Genomic DNA, 20,011 nt, shown 5'->3' on the forward strand with positions numbered 1-20,011 from the left:
CGCGGCCGAGGAGGCGCTGCTCGACCGCGTCCGGTCCGGTGACCTCTCTCAGGTCACGTTCGTCGAGGACCTCGGTGACGACGAGTACCGGAGCGCCGAATGAGCTACCGCATCGCCTATGCGGACGTGGCCCAGGCCGGCCGGAACGCGCTTCCTCCCGCGGCCCGCAAGACGTTCGACGCCGACGTCGCAGCGATCGCGCGCGCTCCGTACGGCTGTGGCTCCAGTGCGGTCCTGGGCAGCCGGGACCGTCGGGACGCCGTGATCGGAGGCATCGCGGTCACCCGTCACCAGAGCGAGGGCGGGATGTTCGACCGGTTCGCGGAGCACGCCGAGGAGCTGTGGAGCCGATCCGTGGCCGTGGGCTGACCACGACCCTGAACTCCTACGAGGAGTTCAGGGGGGTCCCTGGACTCGGGTGACGGACACGATCCGGACCGTGGTCGAGACGTAGTAGGAGACGATGCAGCCGCCCGCCAACGCCTGCCGGTAGTCCTGTTCCTTGATGGCCTTCGACCCCATGCCGTACGGGTCGGCCGCGAGTCTTTGGACGTCCGAGTCGAAGGGCCGACGAACTTTCGCCGGGAGGGCCTCCACGGACGCGCGTGCCACGTTCGAGTACTGCACGCGGTAGGGCCCCGGGCTCACCGGCTGGCCTCCGTGGACCCGTCCAGGCCGGTGAAGCCGCCGAAGTCGCCGTTCCTCAGCCGTTGGAGCATCGCCTCCTCCTCGTCCTGGGCCTCCTGGGGCAGGGACCAGCGCGCGGCGATGAGGGGGACGTCGATGATCGGAGCCGATCCGATCTCCCGGTCGAACGTGTCCCGCTGGTCCGCCGGCAGGGCGGCCCGGATGCCGTCCAGGCTGGCGGGCAGGTCCACCATCCGCCCTCCGATGTTCGTCCGTAGCACGGGCGCATCGCTCACGGGGTACTCCTGACCTTCCGACGAAGATGACGCGGCTAGTCTCCCCGGGCGGGCGGGGCGTGCGCGGCGTGAAGGCCCGGCGCAGAGAGGCGCGCAGGAGCGCCCGCCGTTACCGGCTCGGGGGGCCGACCGGGCGGGTGACCAGGAGCGGGGGGATGCGGTCCGGGGCCACCGGCCGGGAGTACAGCCACCCCTGCCCCGTGTCGCAGCCGATCCGCCGCAACCGCTCCGCCTGCCCCGCGGTCTCCACGCACTCCGCGGTCACCGTGAGGCCGAGCCGGTGCGCGAGCTGGATCAGGGTCTCGACGATCACCTCGTCCGCCGGATTGGGGTGCGCCCCGTCCTCGTAGCGGAAACCGCGGACGAAGGAGCCGTCCAGCTTGAGCGTCGACACCGGCAGCCGGCTGAGGTAGGCGAGGTTGGAGTACCCGGTGCCGAAGTCGTCGATCGCGATGCGCACCCCCATGTCGCTGAGCGCCTGGAGCGCCTGGAGCGGCCGACCGGCCGAGCCCATCACCGCGGACTCGGTCAGCTCCAGTTGCAGCAGCCGGGCGTCGAGGCCCGTCTCGGTGAGGATCGCGTCGACGTCCGCCACCAGGTCCGAGTCCCACACCTGGCGCACCGCCACGTTCACGCTCACGAACACCGGCTCGGCCCCGGGGTGGTCGAGCTGCCAGCGCCGGGCCTGGCGGCAGGCGGTGCGCAGCACCCAGCGGCCCAGCTGCACGATCGAACCGTCCTCCTCGGCGAGCCCGATGAACCGGTTCGGCGTCAGCGTCCCGAACTGCGGGTGCTCCCAGCGCACCAGCGCCTCGACCCCGCGCAGCGTGCCGTCGCCGAGTTCGACGAGGGGTTGGTACTCCAGGACGAACTCCTCGCGTTCCAGTGCGGGGCGCAGCGAGGAGGCGAGGGCCTGACGGGTCATCCGGTGGGCGTTGCGCTCCGGGTCGAACAGCGTCCAACGGGCCTTGCCGTCGGCCTTCGCCCAGTACAGGGTGGTGTCGGCCGCCTGCATCAGCCCGGTCGCCGTGGTGCCGGCGGCGTGCCGCTCCACCACGCCGATCGAGGCGGACAGGGAGAGCCGCTGGCCGGCGATGTCGAACGGTTCCTGGAGGGTCCGCAGGAGGGTGCCGGCGAGGTCCGCGAGTTGTTCGGTGCCCGTCGAGTCCTCGACCAGCAGGGCGAACTCGTCCCCGCCGAGTCGGGCGGCCAGCGGGGTGGTGGCACGTGCCGAGCCCGCCTCGTCGGCGCAGCGCGTCAGCCGTTCGGCGACGGCTGCGAGCAGCCGGTCACCGATCCGGTGCCCGAGGGTGTCGTTCACGGCCTTGAACCCGTCGAGGTCCAGATAGCACAGACCGATCCGGCCGGTGCCGGTGTCGTCGAAGGAACTGGTCTCCAGCGCTCCGGAGAGCCGTTCGAAGAACAGCGTCCGGTTGGGCAGTCGGGTCACCGGGTCGTGCATCTGGAGGTGCCGCAGCCGGGCCTGGAGCTCCCGGCGGGCGCTGATGTCGGAGACCGAGAGCAGGGCGGCGGCGGCGGGGCCCGCCGGGTCGGGCAGCGGGGAGACGGTGATCCGCGCCCACATGGCGTGCCCGTCGGGGTGCTTGATCCTCCTGCTGCACCGCAGTCGGTCCCGCTGGCCGCGCAGCACCTCCTGGTAGCCCTGCCGGGTCCGGGCGTCGGAGCCGAGGTCCACCAGGTCCGCGGCGGGGCGCCCGACGGGCCCCGTGCCGCGTTTGCCGTCGGGGCCGGCGGGCGGGACGAACAAGGCGCGGAAGGCGTCGTTCGCGGTGATCACGATGCCGTCCGGGCCGATCGCGGCCATCGCGAGGGGCGCCCGGTCGAACGCGGCCCGGTAGGGCTCGCCCGCTGCGGAGCCGTTGCCGCGGTGGACGGGGGGCTTCGGGGGGCCTTCGGTGGTGGCCGGGGGGACCAGGTCCGCCGTGGGCGTCGGACCTTCGGACGTTCCGCTCACCGCTCACTCCCGCAGTGCGTCGTTGCCGTCGTGCCTGGTCGTACACCGGGACACTGCCCGGCCGGTGCGGGGCCGAACGCCCGGACGAGACTGCTTCGGCCGGAATCACGCGGAAAAACAGGCCGATCATAGAGGTTGCTCCGGGTAGCGAGCCACCCACACTCCGGGGCGCACCGGAGTGCGCCGGGTGGGCGGTCGCCCCGTCGTGGCGCTCCCGCGCCCGGGCACGGACCTGACGTTCGGTGACCGCGCGGACGGCCGTCAACGGTCGACTTCCGGTCCTTCCTCACCCAACCGGACGTCTCAAACAGGGCGTAAAGGGATCATTCGGATGAGGGTGGGGGCGGTGTCCGCTGCCGTCCCCGGAGGTCGTCGTGCCCCCTCAGTCCCGTACCGGTGGTGCCCGGGGGGTCCGGCGCGGGCGCTCCTGGGCGCGCGGCACGGCCGCGGCCACCTCCCTCGCCGCCCTCGCGGCCACCTCTTTGGTGGCGGGGCCGGCCGTGGCCGAGTCGTTGGCCGGTTCCTGTGTACTGGAGCGCACTGAGGTGCACCACTCGGAGGGGCTCGACACCTGGAACGCGGCCTATCCGCGGCCCGGGCGCCGCCTCGACGCGCTGATGGTCTTCCTGGCCTTCCCGGACGCCCGGCCGTTGACCTCGCCGGGTGAGTTGGCCGCCGACTACTTCCCGGCGACGGACCGCTTCTACCGGCGGGCGTCGTACGGGCGCTTCACGCTGCGCCCGCACCCGCGCGAGGACTGGATCACCATGCCGCGGCCCTCCACCGCGTACGCCATAGAGCGGGACTGGGACGCCGAGCACCGCACCGCCTATCTGCGGGACGCGGTGACGGCGGCCGATCCGCACGTCGACTTCGGTGCGTACGACCTCGTGTACTTCGTCGCCGATCCGGACGCGCCGGGCGTCGACTCGGACGCCACCAAGGTCGTCAACTTCGACCGGCCGCTGCGCGTGGACGGCGCGGAGCTGCGGCGGATCGTCACCGTCTTCGAGCGCCACCCGCCGGACCGCAACGTCCTCGCCCACGAGACCGGCCACGTCTTCGACCTGCCGGACCTCTACCACCGCCCGAAGGACGGCGAGGGGGACTGGGACACGCACGTCGGCGACTGGGACGTGATGGGCAGCCAGTTCGGTCTGGCCCCCGACTTCTTCGCCTGGCACAAGTGGAAGCTGGGGTGGCTCGAACCCGGGCAGGTGGTGTGCGTGGAGGGGCGGGGGGAGGTGCGGCTGACCCTGGAACCGGTCTCGGTGGTGCCGGCGGCCGAGCCGGGGACGAGCGGTGACGGGGCCCCGATCGGCCCGAACGCGGACGGGCGGGCGCCGGACGGGGTCGGGGCGGTGGTGGGTCCCGTGGCGCGGGTGGTGCTCCCGGGTGCCGGGCCGGTGCGGGCGACCGGACCGGGGTACGGGACGAAGCTCGCCGTCGTCCGGACGGGCCGCACCAGCGCGATCGCGGTGGAGGCCCGGGGAGCGGTCGGCAACGACCGGTCGACCTGCACGGAAGGGGTGCTGGTGTACCGGGTGGCCAGCGCCAAGGCGTCCGGGGCGGGGCCGGTGCGGGTGGTCGACGGGCACCCCGGGTCGGACGCCTGCGGGGAGCGCTCGGTGTACCCGCCGCTCGCCGATGCGCCGCTCGGGGCGGGGGAGGGGCTGACGGTCACCGGCGAACGGTTGCCGGTGCGGGTGGAGGTGGGGGAGCGCACGCCGGCGGGGGAGTGGACGGTACGGATCTCCACGGGCTGACCCCGGACGTGCGAAGAGCCCTCCGCTGTTGCGAAGGGCTCCTGCTGTCTGTGCGCCGCCAGGGACTCGAACCCCGGACCCGCTGATTAAGAGTCAGCTGCTCTAACCAACTGAGCTAGCGGCGCCTGCTGACGTCGTAGACCTTAGCACCCTGATCCGGGCCGGGAGAAATCGATACCCGTGGGGCCGTCCGGGTGGCGCTGCGCACGGCCCGGACGCAGGCCCAGAGCAGGACCTCGGGGCCAGGCAACCAGGGGCGTCGGGTGTCCGGCGCCACGACCCAGCGCGATCCGGGGCCCGAGGGGCCCGTGGCGGTGGGGGCGGGGGTGAGCGGCGGGACGGTCACCGCGTCCCCGGTTCCGTGACACAGCAGCGGGGGGACCGTGCCGCGGCCCGCGCCCCACTCCTCCCAGCGCAGCAGGGCGGGCAGCCGGTGGGCGGTGCCCGGGGCGACGAACAGCAGGGTGCGCCCCCGGTGGCTCGCGACGGGGCCGGAGCCGGGGCCCTCGCCCCACAGTCGGTCCAGGAGTGCCCGCCCGAACAGTGCGGTGGTGTTGACCACGTCGAAGGCCGTGCCGCAGGGCAGGACCAGCGGGGCGGCGGGCCGGTCGGCCCAGCGGGCGAGGGTGTCCTGCGGATACGTTCCTGCTGAGGCGAGCCAAGCAGCGCCGTCCGCGGTGACGTCGCTGGCGTCGCCGCGGAGCGAGTCGGCTTCGAGTAGGCCGGGGGTGCGGGGGTGGGGGCTCATGGCAGCCATGTGTACCCGGGGTGAGGATACGGTTTCCCTGAGTTGCCGGAACTCGGGACAGGGAGACTCCGAGTGGAGTATCTTGCCCGCCCGGCATATGACCGGAAACCTTGCGGAATCGTGACGGGGTGGCCGGCCCGTGGCGAGGCTGTGCGTTGTCCCTGCGGGGGGCTGTGCGGTGCGGTGCGCTGCGGTTGCCCGCGCCGTTCCCCGCGCCCCTCCGGTACGTCCACCTGGCGGTGCGCTGCCCTGCGCGGTACGCGGTGTGTTTCGCGCAGTTCCCCGCGCCCCCTATCAGGTGCGTCCACCTGGCGGTGCGTTGTCCCTGCGGGTGCGTCCACCCGGGGTGCGTTGTCCTGCGGACGTGCGCCCCAGTGTTGCGCAGTTCCCCGCGCCCCTACCGGGGCGACTCCCGACCCCCGTGCCACAGCGGCGCCCCGTCAGGGGCGCGGGGAACTGCGCGGATGACGGCAGCGCACCGCGCAGGACCACGCAGGCCCAGCGGTTCGCACCCAAGGGGCGCGGGGAACTGCGCAGCGCCATGGCGCACGCCGACCGAACAGCGCACCCACGGCGGGATGCACCGATAGGGGCGCGGGGAACTGCGCGAAACAGCAGCGCACCGGGTAGAACAGCGCACCGCCAGGTGGACGTACCGGAGGGGCGCGGGGAACTGCGCGGGCAACCGCAGCGCACCGCACCGAACAGCCCCCGGCCCGATCAGTACTGGTCGGGCCGAGCCGCGCGCAGCAGATCCCGCCCGTACTCGACCATCTTCAGCGCGTACTCCTCGGTCCACTCCGCCCGCTCGGCGATCGCCGCCGCGGTCAGCCGGTCGAACCGCCGCGGATCGGCGAGCCGAGCCGCGGCGATCGCCTGGAACTCCATGGACCGGTCGGTGGCCGCACGGAACGCATGCGTCAGCTCCGTCGCCCGGGCCAACAACTGCCGGGGGTCCTCGATGGACTCCAGCTCGAAGAAGTGCTCGGGGTCCTCCGCAGCGGTCGTGGGCTCGAACAGCAGCGGGGCGGGCCGCATCCGTCGTTCGGCGGACGCGGGCTCGGACTCCGACATCGTGCTGCCTCCTCGTACCTCTCCGAACGGGACCGCCTCCCATTGTCCCCCGCCCCGCAAGACCGCGAGAGGTGACGGGGTCGGGGCGCGGCCGGTCAGGGCGTGGGGGTCCAGGTGACGCGGTGGTGGGACAGGTGGTCCCAGGTCGTCATCATGGCGTCCCACCCGTCGGGGAACTTCAGGGTGACGCCCAGTTGCACCGGCTCGGTCGACGGGTGGTCGTCCAGGAGCTCCGTGACCCCGCCCCGGCAGACCACGATGCATGCGTGCCGGTGCCGTGAGGCCAGCACGCACAGCCGACCGGTCTCCAGGTGGAACGCCGTCGCGTCCGGCCGGCCGGAGAGCGGGTGCAGCACCACGGTGACGTCGTACTCACGTCCCTGGAGCCGGTTGGCGGTGTCCACCGTGACCCCGGTGACCCCCAGCGCGGTCAGCGCCGCCCGGACGGCGGCGGCTTGGTCGCGGTGCGCGGTGCCCACCGCGATCCGCCCGGCCGTCAACGGCACCGGCTCGGGCCCCCGCTCCGAGACCGTCGCCCCGCCCCGGTCGAGGAGACGGCGCACCACCACGGCCACCGCGCGCACCGCCTCCGGATCGGTGCGCGGGGTATGCCGAGGGGGCAGCTCCAGCAGCCCCCAGCCGGACGCGGCGGCCTCGTCGATGACCCGGTCGGGGCCCGAACCGTCCGAGGCGACGCCGAAGCCGAGGGTGCGGTCCCCGGGACCCGTCCCGCTGCGGAAAGGCGTGTACGGGTAGAACGCCGAGGACACCAGCGGCGCGGCCGAGGCGGGCAGCCGCCAGGACACCGGCAGCCGGTGCTGCGGAAGCTCCGGATTGTGGGCCAGCAGCGTGCTCACCGCACTCGCCGACGGGTCGTACGACAGCCCGGCCCACTGCTCGGCGCCGACGATCGCGAACGGGTCCAACTGCCCCGGGTCGCCCACGAACAACGCTCGCTCGAAGAGGTTCGCCACGGCCAGCAGCCCGTCCGAGCGCATCTGGTACGCCTCGTCGACGATCGCGTGCCCCCACGGCTCCACGCCCTTGACGTGGGCCCACTTGGCGGCCGTCGAGATCACCACGTCGAAGCCCGCGAGCTCCGCCGCCTTCGTCGAGGTCTTCACCTGGGGCAGCGCGTCGAGCGCCTTGTCGTAGGCGTCGGGGTCACTGCTGTGCAGCCGGCCCACCGGCACGTCCGGTGCCTTCTCGGCGAGCCGCAGCACCAGGTCGTCCACCTGGGCGTTGGTCTGTGCCACGACCATCAGCGGACGTCCGGCGGCGACGAGTTCCAGGGCGGCGCGCACCACCAGCGTGGACTTGCCGGCGCCGGGCGGCGAGTCCACCACGACTCCGCGGTGCGCCCCGCGCAGGGTGTCGCCGAGGATCGCCTCTGTGGCGCGGGTCGCCGCGGCACCCGGGTCGCCGAGGGCGTCGGGGACGGTGGTCGGGTTCACAGGATGTCCTCTCCGGTCACCGGATCGGGCCGTTCGGGGACGGCCTCGCCCGGCGGGCCGCCGTGGGTCCACGGGGTCGCCTCGGGTTCGGGCAGTTGCGGGCCGCCGCGCTGGTCGTGTTCGAAGAGGGTCCAGCACAGCCGGTCGCCCTTCTCCGGTACGGAACCGGGCTCGGGCTCCTTGCCCCGCCCCATCCGGTCGGTGATCCGCAGCACCAGGGTGACGGGGCCCGCGGTGCCGTCCGCCCCGTCCGCAGCCCCGGGCGGCTCCGCGTACCCGACGAACCGGGCCGTCTGCGGTTTGCCGCCGAGGGAGCGGAACGCCTTGACGCCCTCCGCGAGGTGCGGCCGGTCCTCGGTGCGCACCGTGACCAGCGGGCGCGGGCTCGGCCGCCTGCCGTCGCTGTACTCCAGCACCGTCTCGACCACCTCGCCCACGAATGCCTCCCCGGCCAGCCGGCGCCCCGCCATCACCAACGGGTCGTCCAGGGCCTCCTGGGCGTCCAACCGGGCCTGTTCGCGTTCCCGGGCCGCCAGTTTGTTCGCGGCGGTCACCGCGTCGTCGCGCCGCGGCTGCGGGGGCTCGCCCGCCAGGACCCGGTCCCGGTGCCCGGTGAACGACCAGCGGTCGCGGGTCCAGCGCTCCTCGACCCGCGCCCCCTCCGGCAGCGTGCACAGCAGGTCCAGGCCCCGCCACACCGCGTCCCAGGTCGGCCGGGTCCGGCTCACCACCAGGGCGCGCAGCTCCCGTTCGGCCTCGGTGAGCGCACCGAGCCGGGCGTCCGCCTCGATGCCGTCCTCGGCCGCGGCCAACGCGGTCCGCGCCCGGTCGTGGCGTTCGATCGCGGGCGCCAGCAGCTTGTTGTCGAAGGCGGGGTCCGTCGCCGGGCCGGCCGGCGGGTGCCACAACTGCCCCTCGGCGTCCCGGGCCAGCTCGGCGCGGAGCGCCGCCCGCTCGCCCGAGGTGCCCTCGGGCGCCTCCAGCCACGCCAGCAGCGCCCCCAGGTGCTGGTCCTCCACCGAGGACTGCCCCGTCGCCCAGTGCCGCGACAGCAGGTCCGTCATCGCCAGCAGCAGCGAGGACCCGGGCACCCGGGCCCGCTCCCCGAAGTGCGTCAGCCAACGGCCCAGCAACGGCACCCGGGGCGGCGCCGGATAGGGGGCCTCGGGGTCCTGCTCGACCGTCCGCCTAAACCGCATCGACCGGCCCAGCAGCCGGACGAAGTCCACGCCGCCCCGGCTCGGCACGATGATCTGCGGGGCGTCCGCACAGAGCTCCACCTCGACCTTGACCCGCTTGCCGGTCTCCGGGTCGGTCTCGGAGCGTTCGGCCGCCTCCACCGCACCGGTGTGGTCCTCGACGTACGGGAGCACCACCTCGGCGAGGGCGGCGAGGAACGCGGACCGCAGCTCGCGGTCCCGGGGCTGCGCCACGAACAGCACCCGCGGCGCCGTGCGCTCCGTGCCCACCAGGGCGGCGAGCGGAGCACCCGCCTCACCGGCGGTGGTCAGCGGGACGAGGACGAGGGGCCGCTGCGACAGATGCCGGTGGCGCACGGTGGCCTGCGGCTGGGCCCGCCCGCTGCGGACCGCCTCCAGCCGGGCCAGCTGACCGATCAACGACATGCCGCGCCCCCCGTCCGCGCCGGGACGACGTACGGGGTGGTGACGTACGCGCTCAGCACCGGGCGGCCTCCGTGGTGCCCACCGGGACCGTGGCGGCGCCCAGCGCCTCCGCCCGCAGCGCCGACGCCCGCCGCAGTGCCGCGACGGCCGGGTCCGACGGGTCACCGCACCGGCCCGAGGCCGCGGCGAGCACGTCCGCGACGGTGGTGAGCCCGCCCAGCTCGCCCCGCAGCGAGCGGCCGAGCGCGGTCACCGCGCCGGCCTCCCGGGCGCGGCCCCGGCAGTGGAACGCCAGCTCGCACGCCGACAGGCATTCGGGCGCGTACGCCGCGGGCACCGCCTCGACGGCCGCGTGCAGCGCCTCGCGGTCCTGCTCCACGTCGAAGGTGGCCCCGGGCGGGAGCTGCCGGGCGATGTCCTCGACCCGGGTCAGCCGGGAGAGCTGACGGCGGGTCACCGATACCTGTTTGCGTAGGTCCACGGCGGCTGCCGCGGGCAGGTTCGAGAAGTCCTTCGGGCACACCAGCAGCGCGAACCGGCTGACCCCGGGCGCTGGTGCGAGACGGGCGGCGACCTGTTCCAGGGCCAGCAGGTAGACGGCGGCCTGCCGGGCCGCCGCGCCGACCTTCGACGGCTCCGCCGAACCGTCGACCATCGGGAACGACTTGATCTCCACCACGGACCACCGCCCGTCGGGGTGGACGACGACCGCGTCGGGTTCCAGGAACGCCGGGGTCCCCGCCACGTCCAGCGCCAGCATCGGATGGTCGAGCAGGGTCCACGCACCCCGGGCCAGGGCCGCCTCGCGCAGCGCCAGCGAGGTCCGCGCCACCCGGGCCTGCGCCCCGCCCCCCGTACTCGGTACCGGCACCCGGGCCTCGCCGGCCACGGGCGCGGGGGCGGTCGGGTCCAGCCGTTCGTGGGCCAGCCGCAGCAGTTCGGCGCCGCCGTCGCCCTTGACCCGGGCCTCGAAGGCGTGCCCCCGTACGATCGCGAACTGCGACTGGCCGGCGACGGCGGGCGCCCCGAGCTTCGCGGCGACCTGCCCCTTGTGCACGCCCGCCCCGTCGAGGAGCGCCCTGCGCCCGCACCCCGGGTTCACGGCGAGGGCCGCCAGCGAACGCGCGTCCATGGCCTGGGCGGGGGCGGGGCCGCGCAGCTCAGCGAGCCGGTGCCGGAGTGCTGTCCCCCGCGTCGGAGGGACGGGGACCCTGTTCTGCGGCCTCGGCGGACTGCTTGCGCTGTCGGGGAATTCGCTCACCCGCGGCAGTCTGGCACTCGCCACCGACAATCGGGGAACCCCCGGCCGTCGGGTCCGCGTCGACGGCGGCCCGGCGCACGCCCGCGTACCGGGCGCGCAGTCGCTCCGCGAACCGCAGCGCGGGCTTGGTCAGCAGCAGCCCGAGGCCCATCACCGCGGCGCCGGCGACCGCGTCGAAGAAGTAGTGGTTGGCGGTGCCCATCACCACGATGACCGTGATCAGCGGGTACGCGACCGCCGCCGTCCGCAGCAGCGGGCCCCGTCCGTACTTCCACAGCAGCACCCCGCACCACAGGGCCCAGCCGACGTGCAGGGACGGCATCGCCGCGTACTGGTTGGTCATGCCGCCCAGACCGCGCGGGGCGCTGGCCTCCGCGCCCCACCAGCCGTAGGAGCTGTACTGGGCCATGGTGTCGACGAACCCGTGGCTCGCTTCGAGCAGGCGCGGCGGACAGGTGGGGAACAGCGTGAAGCCGATGAGTCCGATGAAGGTGGATATCAGCAGCCAGCTGCGGGCCGCCCGGTAGTGGACCCGATGGGACCGGAACACCCAGATCAGCACGGCCGGCGTCACCACGTAGTGCAGGGACGCGTACCAGAAGTCGGCCGGGACCCCGATCCAGGTGTGGTCGGTGAACAGCCGGTTGAGCGGGTGCTCGGCGTTCATCCAGAGTGCCTTCTCGGCCCGGAGTATCGCCAGCCCGTGGTCGACGGCGGTGCCCACGTCACCGCGGGCGAGGAGCCGGCCCCCGGAGTACGCCCCGTAGACGAGGAGCACCAGCGGCAATTCGGTCCACCAGCGGATCCGGTGCACGGGGGCCCGACCCGGTACCGTCCCGGTCGCCGTCCCGCTATCGGACGGTTCACGCTTCGGCATCCAAGATCTCCTCACTCCGTGCAGCAGCCGTGGCCGCCCGCCCACCTTACGGTGTCGATCGACTCCCTGAGGGCAGACGATCCCGGTCACCGAAGACGCACGGACCGCCCGACCGGTTGCCTCGCCGTTCACCCGGTGGCCCCCCTCCCGCCACTCGGCGGGGGAGGGGCGGCTCAGGTGGGCCTCGGCATCGCCGCGTACCGCTCCAGGAAGCCGCCGACCTCCGTCGACGCGCGGTGCGGCAGCAGGACTCGTGCCGTGGTCGCCAACATCGACTCGATGCGCGAGGACTGCACCTCGTCCAGCAGGGAGATCAGCCGCTGCCCGGCTGCCGCCGCCTCGCCGGGCCGCCCCGCGCGGGCGAGGTCGTCCGCGAGCTCCGCGGTGTACAGCGCGGTGTTCCGGGTGAAGTGCGGGTCCTGGAGCGCCACCGCGCGCTCCGCGTGCCGGGCCGCCCGGGACCACTCCCCGAGCGCCGACCAGCACTGTGCCTCCAGCCCCGCCAGCTCCGCCTCGCCGTAGAACGACATCCACTCGGGGTCGTCGTCCGAGGCGCCCCGCTCGAACAGGGCCTGGGCCCGCGCCAAGGCCCGGGTGCAGCCGGTGCGGTCGCCGAGTCCGGCCCAGCCGCCCGCCTCCCGCAGCGTCACCAGGGACAGCAGCCGGGACGAGCCGAGCCCCCGGGCCGCCCGCTGCGCCGCCTGGGCCGCGCGCACCGCCTCGCGGGGGCGGCCCGCGTCCCGGGCGAGGAACGCCGAGTTGCAGAACGCGTGCGCCTCCACCCCGGCGTCCCCGCACGTCCGGGCGGTCGCCAGGGCCTCCGCGTAGTGCGAGCGGGCGTCGGCGAACCGGCCCGAGTCGTGCGCCAGCCAGCCCACCGAGATGGCCAGCTCGCCCGCCCCCGCGTGCAGCCGGTCGGCGGTCGACTGCCGGGCGGTGGCCGCGTCGAGCAGTTCGAAGGCGGTCCGCAGCGGGACGGCCGCCCGTCGGTAGAGGCCGTCCGCCCCGTGCCGGTCGTCCAGGACCCGGATGCGTCGCACCGCCTCCTCCACCGCCTCCGCCTCGGCGGCTCCGGCGCGTCCCGGCCCGCTCCCGGTGGGGGCGGGCAGGGTCAGGGGTGCCAGCACACTCCGTGACCCGAGTGACGCAGCCACCGTGACCGGGCAGCCGGTCATGAACGCGCGACGCCGCACGTCGCTCTCCTCGTGGTTCCGGGTCGCGCGGGGCGCGGACCTCTGTACGGGCTCGTCCGGGGCCGTGGGCCCACCGGGGCCGGGGCCGGCCGTGTGCTCACCGGGCTCAGCCGGCCCGGCGGGCGGGGCGGGTGCGGGGGGTGTCGTGCGCGGTGCCGGGATGCCCCGCGAGCTCCGGCCGCGGACCGCCGATCTGGGCGCGAAGCCCAGATCGGCGAGGGTGCGCCCCGGGAACATGTGCAGGAACACCCGCTCGTACGCGTAGTTGGGGCAGCGGATCTCCCCCGCCTCCACCCGACCGATGTAGCGGGCGTCACAGCTGACCCGCTCCCCGATCTCCCGGGCCGCCCGACGCACCGCCGCCGCGAACTCCCCGGGGGACCTGGCCCCGCGCAACTCGCGGAAGACCGCGTTCGCCCGGGGCGCCGGGAGCGGGGGCGCCGGTACTTGGAGCGCCGGTACCTGGAGTGGGGATGGCGGGGGCGGCGGGTCCGGTGGGGGGACCCGCCCGGTCGACGCTCCCTGGGAGGGCCTCGGTGACGACGCCATGGCCGGAACCTCTCGTGACGCTGGTGCCGGACCCCCGCGGGGCGTCACGGCCCGGACCGGTTGACCTTGCGCCGTGTTCCCGCACCGGTCCGGCGAGGCCCGAACGTACCGGCTGTGACCGACCCCTCACCCAGGGTTTGGCTACAAACCGGATATCTCACCCACGTTCTGCCATGAACTGCCATGCTTTGCGGCGGCGTGGCGCCGTAGCTGTTGACGCGGGTCCCGCGTTGGACCCCCTGGACGGGCAGCCATCCGTCACCGACCCGCGACCGAGGAGGGGTTCCGTGGGGGAGACCGGGAGGAAACCCAGCGCACCCGGTGCACCGCAAGCGTCACCGGGCGAGACGCCGGAGGGACTGCCCCGGCCCCCCGGCGCGGTCACCGCCCAGGCGTGCGGCGAGCGGGCCTTGCCACTGGCCCGGGGCGCCGTCGCCGGCTGTGACCTGGTGACGGTCCCCGCTCGACAGGGACTGGAAGCCGTGGACATCCTGCGCCGCGCCGCCGCGGAGTCGGTGGGCCCCGTCCTGCACGACAACCGGTGCCGGATGCTCGGCTTCCTGGTTCCGCCGGGCACCGCGGACGGCTGGGACGTGCCCGGCAGCGCCTGCACCCGGACCACCGGCCCGGCCGCTCCGCCCGCCGCCCCCACCCCGGACGCGCCGCCCCCGGCGCTGGACGCCCCGGCCTGCACGGCGGACACCCCGCCCGAACCGCCGGTCGTCGACGTCGGATGGCTGCTGCCGCCCGGCGCGGCCCACCGGGTGACCGACCCCGCAGTGCTGCGCGAGGCGCTGGACCAGGCCGCGCGGATGATCGAGGCCGCCGACAACTGCTGCTGACCGCCGGCACCGGTCACCCGCGGCCCCACCGGGCGCCGGCCGGGACGGCCCGGCGATAATGGCCGCATGGCACGCGGACGGACGAAGGAACGGGGCCGCCGGGAACGGCGGGAGTCGGTCCTCGCGGACGTCGACGGCGGACGCGCCGAACTGCTCCCCGACCCGGACCGCCCCCGCGCCTGGACCCTCCTCGTCGACGGCGCCCCCCAGTCGCACGTCGATCTGGACGACCCCGCGCACCTCGCCTTCGAGTACCAGCGCAGACTCGGCCACGTCGTGGACCTGGCGGCCCCGCCCGGCCGCCCCCTGAAGGTGCTGCACCTGGGCGGGGGTGCCTTCACCCTCGCCCGCTACGTCGCCGCGACCCGGCCCCGGTCCACCCAGCAGGTCGTGGAACGGGACGCCGCCCTCGTCCAGCTGGTGCGCACCGAACTCCCCCTGGAGCCGGCGCGGGTCCGGGTGCGCACGCTCGACGCCCGGGAAGCGCTCGGCAAGCTGCCCGAGGGATGGGCCGACCTGGTCGTCTCCGACGTGTTCAGCGGCGCCCGGACCCCCGCCCACCTCACCACCGTCGAGTTCGTGACCGAGGTGCGGCGGGTGCTGGCGCCCGGCGGCCACTACGCGGCGAACATCGCCGACGGCGGTCCGCTCGCCCATCTGCGCGCCCAACTCGCCACGGTGGGCGCGGTCTTCCCCGAACTGGCCCTCATCGCCGAGGCCCCGGTGCTCCGCGGGCGCCGTTTCGGGAACGCGGTCCTCGTCGCCGCGGACGTCCTGCTGTCCGTCCCGGAACTCACCCGCCGCGCGGCCACCGATCCGCACCCGGCCCGCGTCGAACACGGACGTGCGCTGAGTGACTTCACCGCGGGCGCGCCTCCGGTCCACGACGGCACGGCCACTGCTTCCCCGGCCCCGCCCCCCGACGCCTTCCGTCAGTAGGTGTTGATCTCCGTCTTGGTCGTTCCCGTGTGCCAGGAGCAGATCACCGTCACCCGCTCCTCACCCTTCGAGAAGTCGATTCGCATCCACTGGGTGTCCTCCCACACCTGCATGGTCCACCCCGGGGCGGGCGTCGACGACACCAGCTCCGCGTAGGCGGGCGCCATGTCGATGACGACCCGTCCGCCCTTGGTGGGATAGCTCTTGATGTTGCTGGAGTCGGACTCCGACTCGGCCGACCCCATCGGTTCCGGGGCCCCGGAGCTGGCGGACCCCTGCGCGCTCGGCTTCCCCTTGGGCGGTGCGGTGGGCTGCGTGGTGGGGCCCGGCTGCGGGCGCTGCGTCGCGCCGCCGACCCCGGGCGTGGTGGCCGGCGCGGTCGACTTCGGCGGGGGCGGGACGGGTCCGTCGGAGGGCAGCTTCGCCTCGGGCGACGGCGCGTCCTCATCCCCGGTGATCGGCAAGGCGACCGGCGGGGCGTAGGCCGTTCCGGACATGACGGTGTGGACGCCCCACCATGACAAGGTGACCGCTGCACCCGTGGCGAGCGTCCAAGCCGAGAAGTGAAGGAGTCCCCTGCGCATCGTCGGCCATCTTGCCCCACCCCAACCCGCCCTGTCGCCCCCTCGGTCGCCTTCGTCCCGCGCAAACCGGCGATCACCCACATGGCGTACGGTTGCCGCCCATGGCACGTGTGCTCGTGGTCGAAGACGATCAGTTCGTCCGCTCGGCCCTCATCCGGCATCTCACCGAGGCGTCCCACACGGTACGTAGCGTCGGAACGGCCCTGGAGGCGCTGCGCGAAGTAGCCCATTTCCCGTTCGACCTGGTCATCCTGGACCTCGGTCTGCCCGACCTCGACGGTTCGGAGGCTCTGAAGATGTTGCGCGGGCTGACCGACGTCCCCGTGATCGTGGCGACCGCGCGCGACGACGAGAACGAGATCGTCCGCCTCCTCAACGACGGCGCCGACGACTACTTGACGAAACCGTTCTCCGTGGAGCACCTGTCCGCCCGCATGGCCGCGGTGCTGCGCCGCTCCCGGAGCGCTTCGGTGGAGGCGCCGCCCAGTCGGGTCATCCAGGTGGGCGGCCTGTCCATTGACCCGCTGCGCCGTCAGGCCGAACTCGACGGTGTGCAACTCGATCTGACGCGAAGGGAGTTCGACCTCTTGGCGTTCCTCGCCGGACGGCCCGGAGTGGTCGTCGCCCGCCGGGAACTGCTCGCCGAGGTGTGGCAGCAGTCCTACGGTGACGACCAGACCATCGACGTCCATCTGTCGTGGCTGAGGCGGAAACTGGGGGAGACTGCGGCCCGGCCGCGCTACCTCCACACCCTGCGCGGGGTCGGTGTGAAGCTGGAGCCGCCGCGATGAGATGGGCGCTCGTCAAGGTATGCCTCGCGGTCACCACGATGGTCGTCGTCGCCTTCGCAGTCCCCCTCGGACTGGTGATCAAGGAGATGGCGCGGGACCGCGCCATCTCGGACGCGGAACGGCAGGCCGCCGCCTTCGCGCCGATGCTCACCATCACCACCGACGAGGACCGGCTCGCCGGCGCGGTGGCCTCCACCGACCTCGGTGAGAAGAAGCGGATGGCCGTGCACGTGCCCGCCGCGGGCGACCGACCATCCGTCGAAGTCGGACACCAGCGGGTCAGCGACCAGATCATCTCGAACTCCCGCGGCTACGCCCGGACGTCCATCATGAAGGTGGAGGGCGGTTCGGCACTGCTGCACGTCGTGGGCCTCAAGTACAACCGGGTCGCCGTGGTGGAGGTGTTCGTCCCAGACGAGGAGGTCGGCAAGGGCGTCACCATGGCGTGGCTGGTGCTCGCCGGGGTGGGCGTCGGCCTCGTCATCGGTTCCGTCGCGGTCGCCGACCGGCTCGGCGGGCGGATGGTGCAGCCCGCACAGCGGCTCGTCGGGGCGGCCGGGGAACTCGGGGAGGGCAAGCTCGGGGCGCGCGTCCCGGAGGAGGGGCCCAAGGAACTACGGCTCGCCGCCGTCGCCTTCAACTCGATGGCCGACCAGGTGGTGCAACTCCTCGCCAACGAACGCGAACTCGCCGCCGACCTCTCGCACCGGCTCCGCACCCCGCTGACCGTCCTCAGGCTGAACGCCGCGAGCCTCGGTGACGGTCCGGCCGCCGAGCAGACCCGGGCCGCCGTGCACCAGCTCGAACGCGAGGTCGACACCATCATCCGCACCGCCCGGGAGGCCAAACCGCAGACCGCGGCCGTGGGGCCCGGGGCGGGCTGCGACGTGGCCGAGGTCATCCGGGAACGGATGGACTTCTGGTCGGCGCTCGCCGAGGACGAGGGACGCAAGGTGCGGGTCGCCGGAGTGGAGCGGCCGGTGCGCATCCCGGTGGCGCGGCCCGACCTCGTCGCCGCGCTCGACGCGCTGCTCGGCAACGTGTTCCGGCACACCCCGGAGGGAACCGCTTTCGCCGTGGACGTCCACAACGGGGACGACGCGGTGATCGTGCTGGTGTCCGACGCGGGACCCGGCATCGCCGACCCCACCGCGGCGATCACCCGGGGGGCCGGGTCGGGCAAGGAGGGGTCCACCGGGCTCGGGCTGGACATCGTGCGCCGGATGGCCGAGGCGACCGGCGGGGACGTACGGATCGGGCACTCCGTCCTCGGCGGGGCGGAGATCCGCGTGTGGATCCAGGTGGGCGGGGCGAGGGTTCCGGGGCGGGCGCACCGGGGCAAGGCGCGGAAGCGGAGGTTCGCCCTGCGCAGGGCCTGACCGTTCGGCGCGGTTCGCCTTTGCTCGCGCTGGTTCTCCGCGTGGGGTCGGCCCGCCTCCCGTCCGGGGCTCGGCCGGCTTGGGCCGCACCCCGCCCGGTCCGGGCCCTTCCGCCCTCGGAGCCCGGCCGTTTCCCGCCCCGCCCCCGCCCCGGGCCGGACCGTTTCCGGGTCGGGGGCGGGACCGTTCCCTGCTCCGGGCTGCTCCGGGCTGCTCCGGGCTGCTCCGGGCTGCTCCGGGCTGCTCCGGGCTGCTCCGGGCCGGGCTGGGCTGGGGCTGGGTCAATTCCCGTCCGGGGTAGGCCGCTTCCCGACCCGGGGTGAGCTGTTCGCGCCCGGGGTTGGGGCGTGTCCTGCCCGCGACGCGGCTGTTCTCCCCTCCGGCTCGCTGGCTCGCCGGTTCGCGTTCGCGGGCGGGCTGACCCTGTGCCGAGTCTGACCGATCCTCGTGCCACAGGCTCGGCCGCACTGCTGCGCGTCCGCGTGGGGCTGGTCCTCGTTCCGGGTCGGAGCGGTTCGCCTCCGGGGTCGGGTCGTTGCCCGTCGCGGGACGGAGTGTTTCCCGTCCGAAGCCGGACCGCCCCCGTCGCGGGCCGGGTCGATCCCCCGTACCGGGCGGGGCCGCTACTCGGCCGGCAGGCCGCCACCGGTCGGTACGAGACGGATTCCCGCACCGGTCCGGGCGCCCGGGGCTTCCGGGGTGCCCGGGACGTTCCCCGGCCCTGGCAGGGCTGTTGCTCACCTGGGGCGGGCCCGTAGCGCCGCGGGTTGACCCGTTCCGGCCCCGGACCTGGATCGGTCCCGCCTCGGGGTCCGGCCCCGCCCTGGGGTGGCCCTGTCCGGGACCCGGTTCGGCTCCGTATCCGGACCCGTACCCGGGTCGGACCCCGTTCCGGAGCGCCCGGGCCGGTCCCTGCCCAGGTCGGAACCGGTTCCGTCACGGCTGGAGCGGGCGGGACCCGGCCGGGTCGGGCCGGACGGGGACCTTCCGCTCGGGCGGGGAGCAGGGGCACCCGTGGGCGTCGCCCGGTGGTCCTGAACGGACCACCCCCGCGTTCCCGGGACGCGGGGGAACGAGCTTCCGTGCCCCCGGATCACCGGGTCTCGTAGGGGATTCCCTTTTCGCTCTCCCATGTGGTCCTTAAGAGCGGCATAAGAAGGGCCTCCATGTTGCACCGGGGGGCGAATTGCCGGACTCCCAGTCGCTAGCGTGCTGACCGCGCCCCTCCCCCAGGGGGACGCCACACCCCGTACCCCCGAGACAGGAACCCCATGACCACGCCGCAGCGATGTCGGACCGGAAGCCGCCCCCAAGCGGTCGCCGCGCCCCTCGCCGCGCCCGTCGTCGTTCCGGGTGCCCGTCGAGCGAGGGGTGCGACCCGGGCCGCGACGGTCGACGCCGTGCGCACCGAGCTCAGTGCGGGGCCGGGTGGTTACCCCGGCCTGCGCACGGCGTCGAACGGGCCGGACACTCCCCAGACGGACCGGACCCCCACGTCCGACCTGCCGTCGGGTACTGGGCCCCACTCTCCACGGGACGCGATCTCCACGGTCAACGGACAGCACTTCACCGTGAGTTCCGCCTCCCGGTACGAGGAGTCGGGCCCGGGCCGGACCGTCTCCGCCGGGTTCGCCGCCAAGGGCGGCCACCCGGCGGACCGGCAGCCCACCCACGCCCGCGGTTCCTTCGACGACGGCACCACCCCACAGCCGTCCCGACGGGCCACGGGCAGCACCACACCCACTGCGAGCGGGTCCCCCAGCCCCTCGCGGCCCCCCACACCCGGTCCCGCTCCCCACACGCGGGGCCCGCACGGTGATCGCCTCGTTCGCGGACTCCTCCCCCCACCCCGCGCACGACCTCCCGGACCGGGCCATCAGCACCGGCCGGGAGGAGCCCGGCTCCGCCCGCACCAAGGCGGTCGCCGTTCGATCCACCGCCAGGGTCCAGGTTCCTGATCGGAACATCCCCACTGGATTCCCCCCACCTGGTCCCCCAGACCGGGCCGGCCCGGGCCCCCTTCCTCCACGC

General features: G+C 74.4%; 17 protein-coding genes and 1 tRNA gene. 6 read left to right on the plus strand and 12 right to left on the minus strand.

Going from position 1 to position 20,011, the window contains the following annotated elements; genetic code table 11:
• The first annotated feature begins 99 nt into the window (after nt 1-99).
• Nucleotides 100-369 (plus strand): hypothetical protein, encoded by a 270-nt coding sequence (locus ACFV88_RS07575; protein ID WP_385487090.1) that lies wholly within the window; start codon nt 100-102, stop codon nt 367-369.
• Nucleotides 370-396: 27 nt separating this feature from the next.
• Here the strand turns inward: ACFV88_RS07575 and ACFV88_RS07580 are convergent, their stop codons facing one another.
• The 3 genes from ACFV88_RS07580 to ACFV88_RS07590 form a co-directional block, all read right to left on the minus strand.
• Nucleotides 397-648, minus strand: a complete 252-nt coding sequence (locus tag ACFV88_RS07580) for a hypothetical protein (RefSeq protein ID WP_385487092.1) — start codon at nt 646-648, stop codon at nt 397-399.
• Complete coding sequence (locus ACFV88_RS07585; RefSeq protein ID WP_385487093.1) at nt 645-923, minus strand: hypothetical protein; 279 nt, start codon at nt 921-923, stop codon at nt 645-647. The genes ACFV88_RS07580 and ACFV88_RS07585 overlap by 4 nt, the downstream gene beginning before the upstream one ends.
• Nucleotides 924-1,032: 109 nt before the next feature.
• A complete protein-coding gene (locus ACFV88_RS07590; protein WP_385487095.1) occupies nt 1,033-2,898 on the minus strand; it encodes a putative bifunctional diguanylate cyclase/phosphodiesterase in 1,866 nt (621 codons plus the stop codon).
• A gap of 374 nt (nt 2,899-3,272) precedes the next feature.
• Between ACFV88_RS07590 and ACFV88_RS07595 the strand changes: the two genes are divergently transcribed.
• Complete coding sequence (locus ACFV88_RS07595) at nt 3,273-4,664, plus strand: M6 family metalloprotease domain-containing protein (protein ID WP_385487097.1); 1,392 nt, start codon at nt 3,273-3,275, stop codon at nt 4,662-4,664.
• A gap of 51 nt (nt 4,665-4,715) precedes the next feature.
• Here the strand turns inward: ACFV88_RS07595 and ACFV88_RS07600 are convergent.
• The 8 genes from ACFV88_RS07600 to ACFV88_RS07635 form a co-directional block, all read right to left on the minus strand.
• Nucleotides 4,716-4,789: transfer RNA gene (locus tag ACFV88_RS07600), tRNA-Lys, on the minus strand.
• Entirely contained in the window at nt 4,780-5,412 is a 633-nt protein-coding gene (locus ACFV88_RS07605) for a bifunctional DNA primase/polymerase (RefSeq protein WP_385487099.1), read from the minus strand. Before ACFV88_RS07605 ends, ACFV88_RS07600 begins: the two co-directional genes overlap by 10 nt.
• Nucleotides 5,413-6,132: 720 nt before the next feature.
• Nucleotides 6,133-6,486: a hypothetical protein gene (locus ACFV88_RS07610; RefSeq protein ID WP_385487101.1), complete on the minus strand. Its 354-nt coding sequence runs from the start codon at nt 6,484-6,486 to the stop codon at nt 6,133-6,135.
• Between the two features lie 95 nt (nt 6,487-6,581).
• Nucleotides 6,582-7,940 (minus strand): AAA domain-containing protein, encoded by a 1,359-nt coding sequence (locus tag ACFV88_RS07615; RefSeq protein ID WP_385487103.1) that lies wholly within the window; start codon nt 7,938-7,940, stop codon nt 6,582-6,584.
• Nucleotides 7,937-9,565, minus strand: a complete 1,629-nt coding sequence (locus ACFV88_RS07620) for a hypothetical protein (RefSeq protein WP_385487105.1) — start codon at nt 9,563-9,565, stop codon at nt 7,937-7,939. The genes ACFV88_RS07615 and ACFV88_RS07620 overlap by 4 nt, the downstream gene beginning before the upstream one ends.
• 52 nt (nt 9,566-9,617) lie before the next feature.
• Entirely contained in the window at nt 9,618-10,697 is a 1,080-nt protein-coding gene (locus tag ACFV88_RS07625; RefSeq protein WP_385487107.1) for a hypothetical protein, read from the minus strand.
• A gap of 28 nt (nt 10,698-10,725) precedes the next feature.
• The gene (locus tag ACFV88_RS07630) at nt 10,726-11,703 is read right to left on the minus strand and encodes a phosphatase PAP2 family protein (protein WP_385487109.1); all 978 of its coding nucleotides are present in this window, start codon (nt 11,701-11,703) and stop codon (nt 10,726-10,728) included.
• 173 nt (nt 11,704-11,876) lie between these two features.
• Entirely contained in the window at nt 11,877-13,445 is a 1,569-nt protein-coding gene (locus ACFV88_RS07635) for a hypothetical protein (protein WP_385487111.1), read from the minus strand.
• Between the two features lie 410 nt (nt 13,446-13,855).
• Between ACFV88_RS07635 and ACFV88_RS07640 the strand changes: the two genes are divergently transcribed.
• Entirely contained in the window at nt 13,856-14,287 is a 432-nt protein-coding gene (locus ACFV88_RS07640) for a hypothetical protein (protein ID WP_385487428.1), read from the plus strand.
• 66 nt (nt 14,288-14,353) lie between these two features.
• A complete protein-coding gene (locus ACFV88_RS07645) occupies nt 14,354-15,226 on the plus strand; it encodes a spermidine synthase (protein WP_385487113.1) in 873 nt (290 codons plus the stop codon).
• On the opposite strand, the gene ACFV88_RS07650 is transcribed toward ACFV88_RS07645, so the two are convergent.
• On the minus strand, nt 15,220-15,810 hold the full coding sequence (locus ACFV88_RS07650) for a hypothetical protein (protein ID WP_385487115.1): 591 nt from the start codon (nt 15,808-15,810) through the stop codon (nt 15,220-15,222). The genes ACFV88_RS07645 and ACFV88_RS07650 overlap by 7 nt on opposite strands.
• Nucleotides 15,811-15,911: 101 nt before the next feature.
• Here ACFV88_RS07650 and ACFV88_RS07655 point away from each other — a divergent pair, with 101 nt between their 5' ends.
• The gene (locus ACFV88_RS07655) at nt 15,912-16,601 is read left to right on the plus strand and encodes a response regulator transcription factor (protein WP_385487117.1); all 690 of its coding nucleotides are present in this window, start codon (nt 15,912-15,914) and stop codon (nt 16,599-16,601) included.
• Nucleotides 16,598-17,980 carry a sensor histidine kinase gene (locus ACFV88_RS07660; protein ID WP_385487119.1) on the plus strand — a complete coding sequence of 461 codons (1,383 nt, stop codon included), beginning with the start codon at nt 16,598-16,600 and terminating at the stop codon, nt 17,978-17,980. Before ACFV88_RS07655 ends, ACFV88_RS07660 begins: the two co-directional genes overlap by 4 nt.
• Nucleotides 17,981-20,011: the final 2,031 nt, after the last annotated feature.

This window comes from Streptomyces sp. NPDC059816, from assembly GCF_042732055.1.
Lineage (GTDB): Bacteria > Actinomycetota > Actinomycetes > Streptomycetales > Streptomycetaceae > Streptomyces.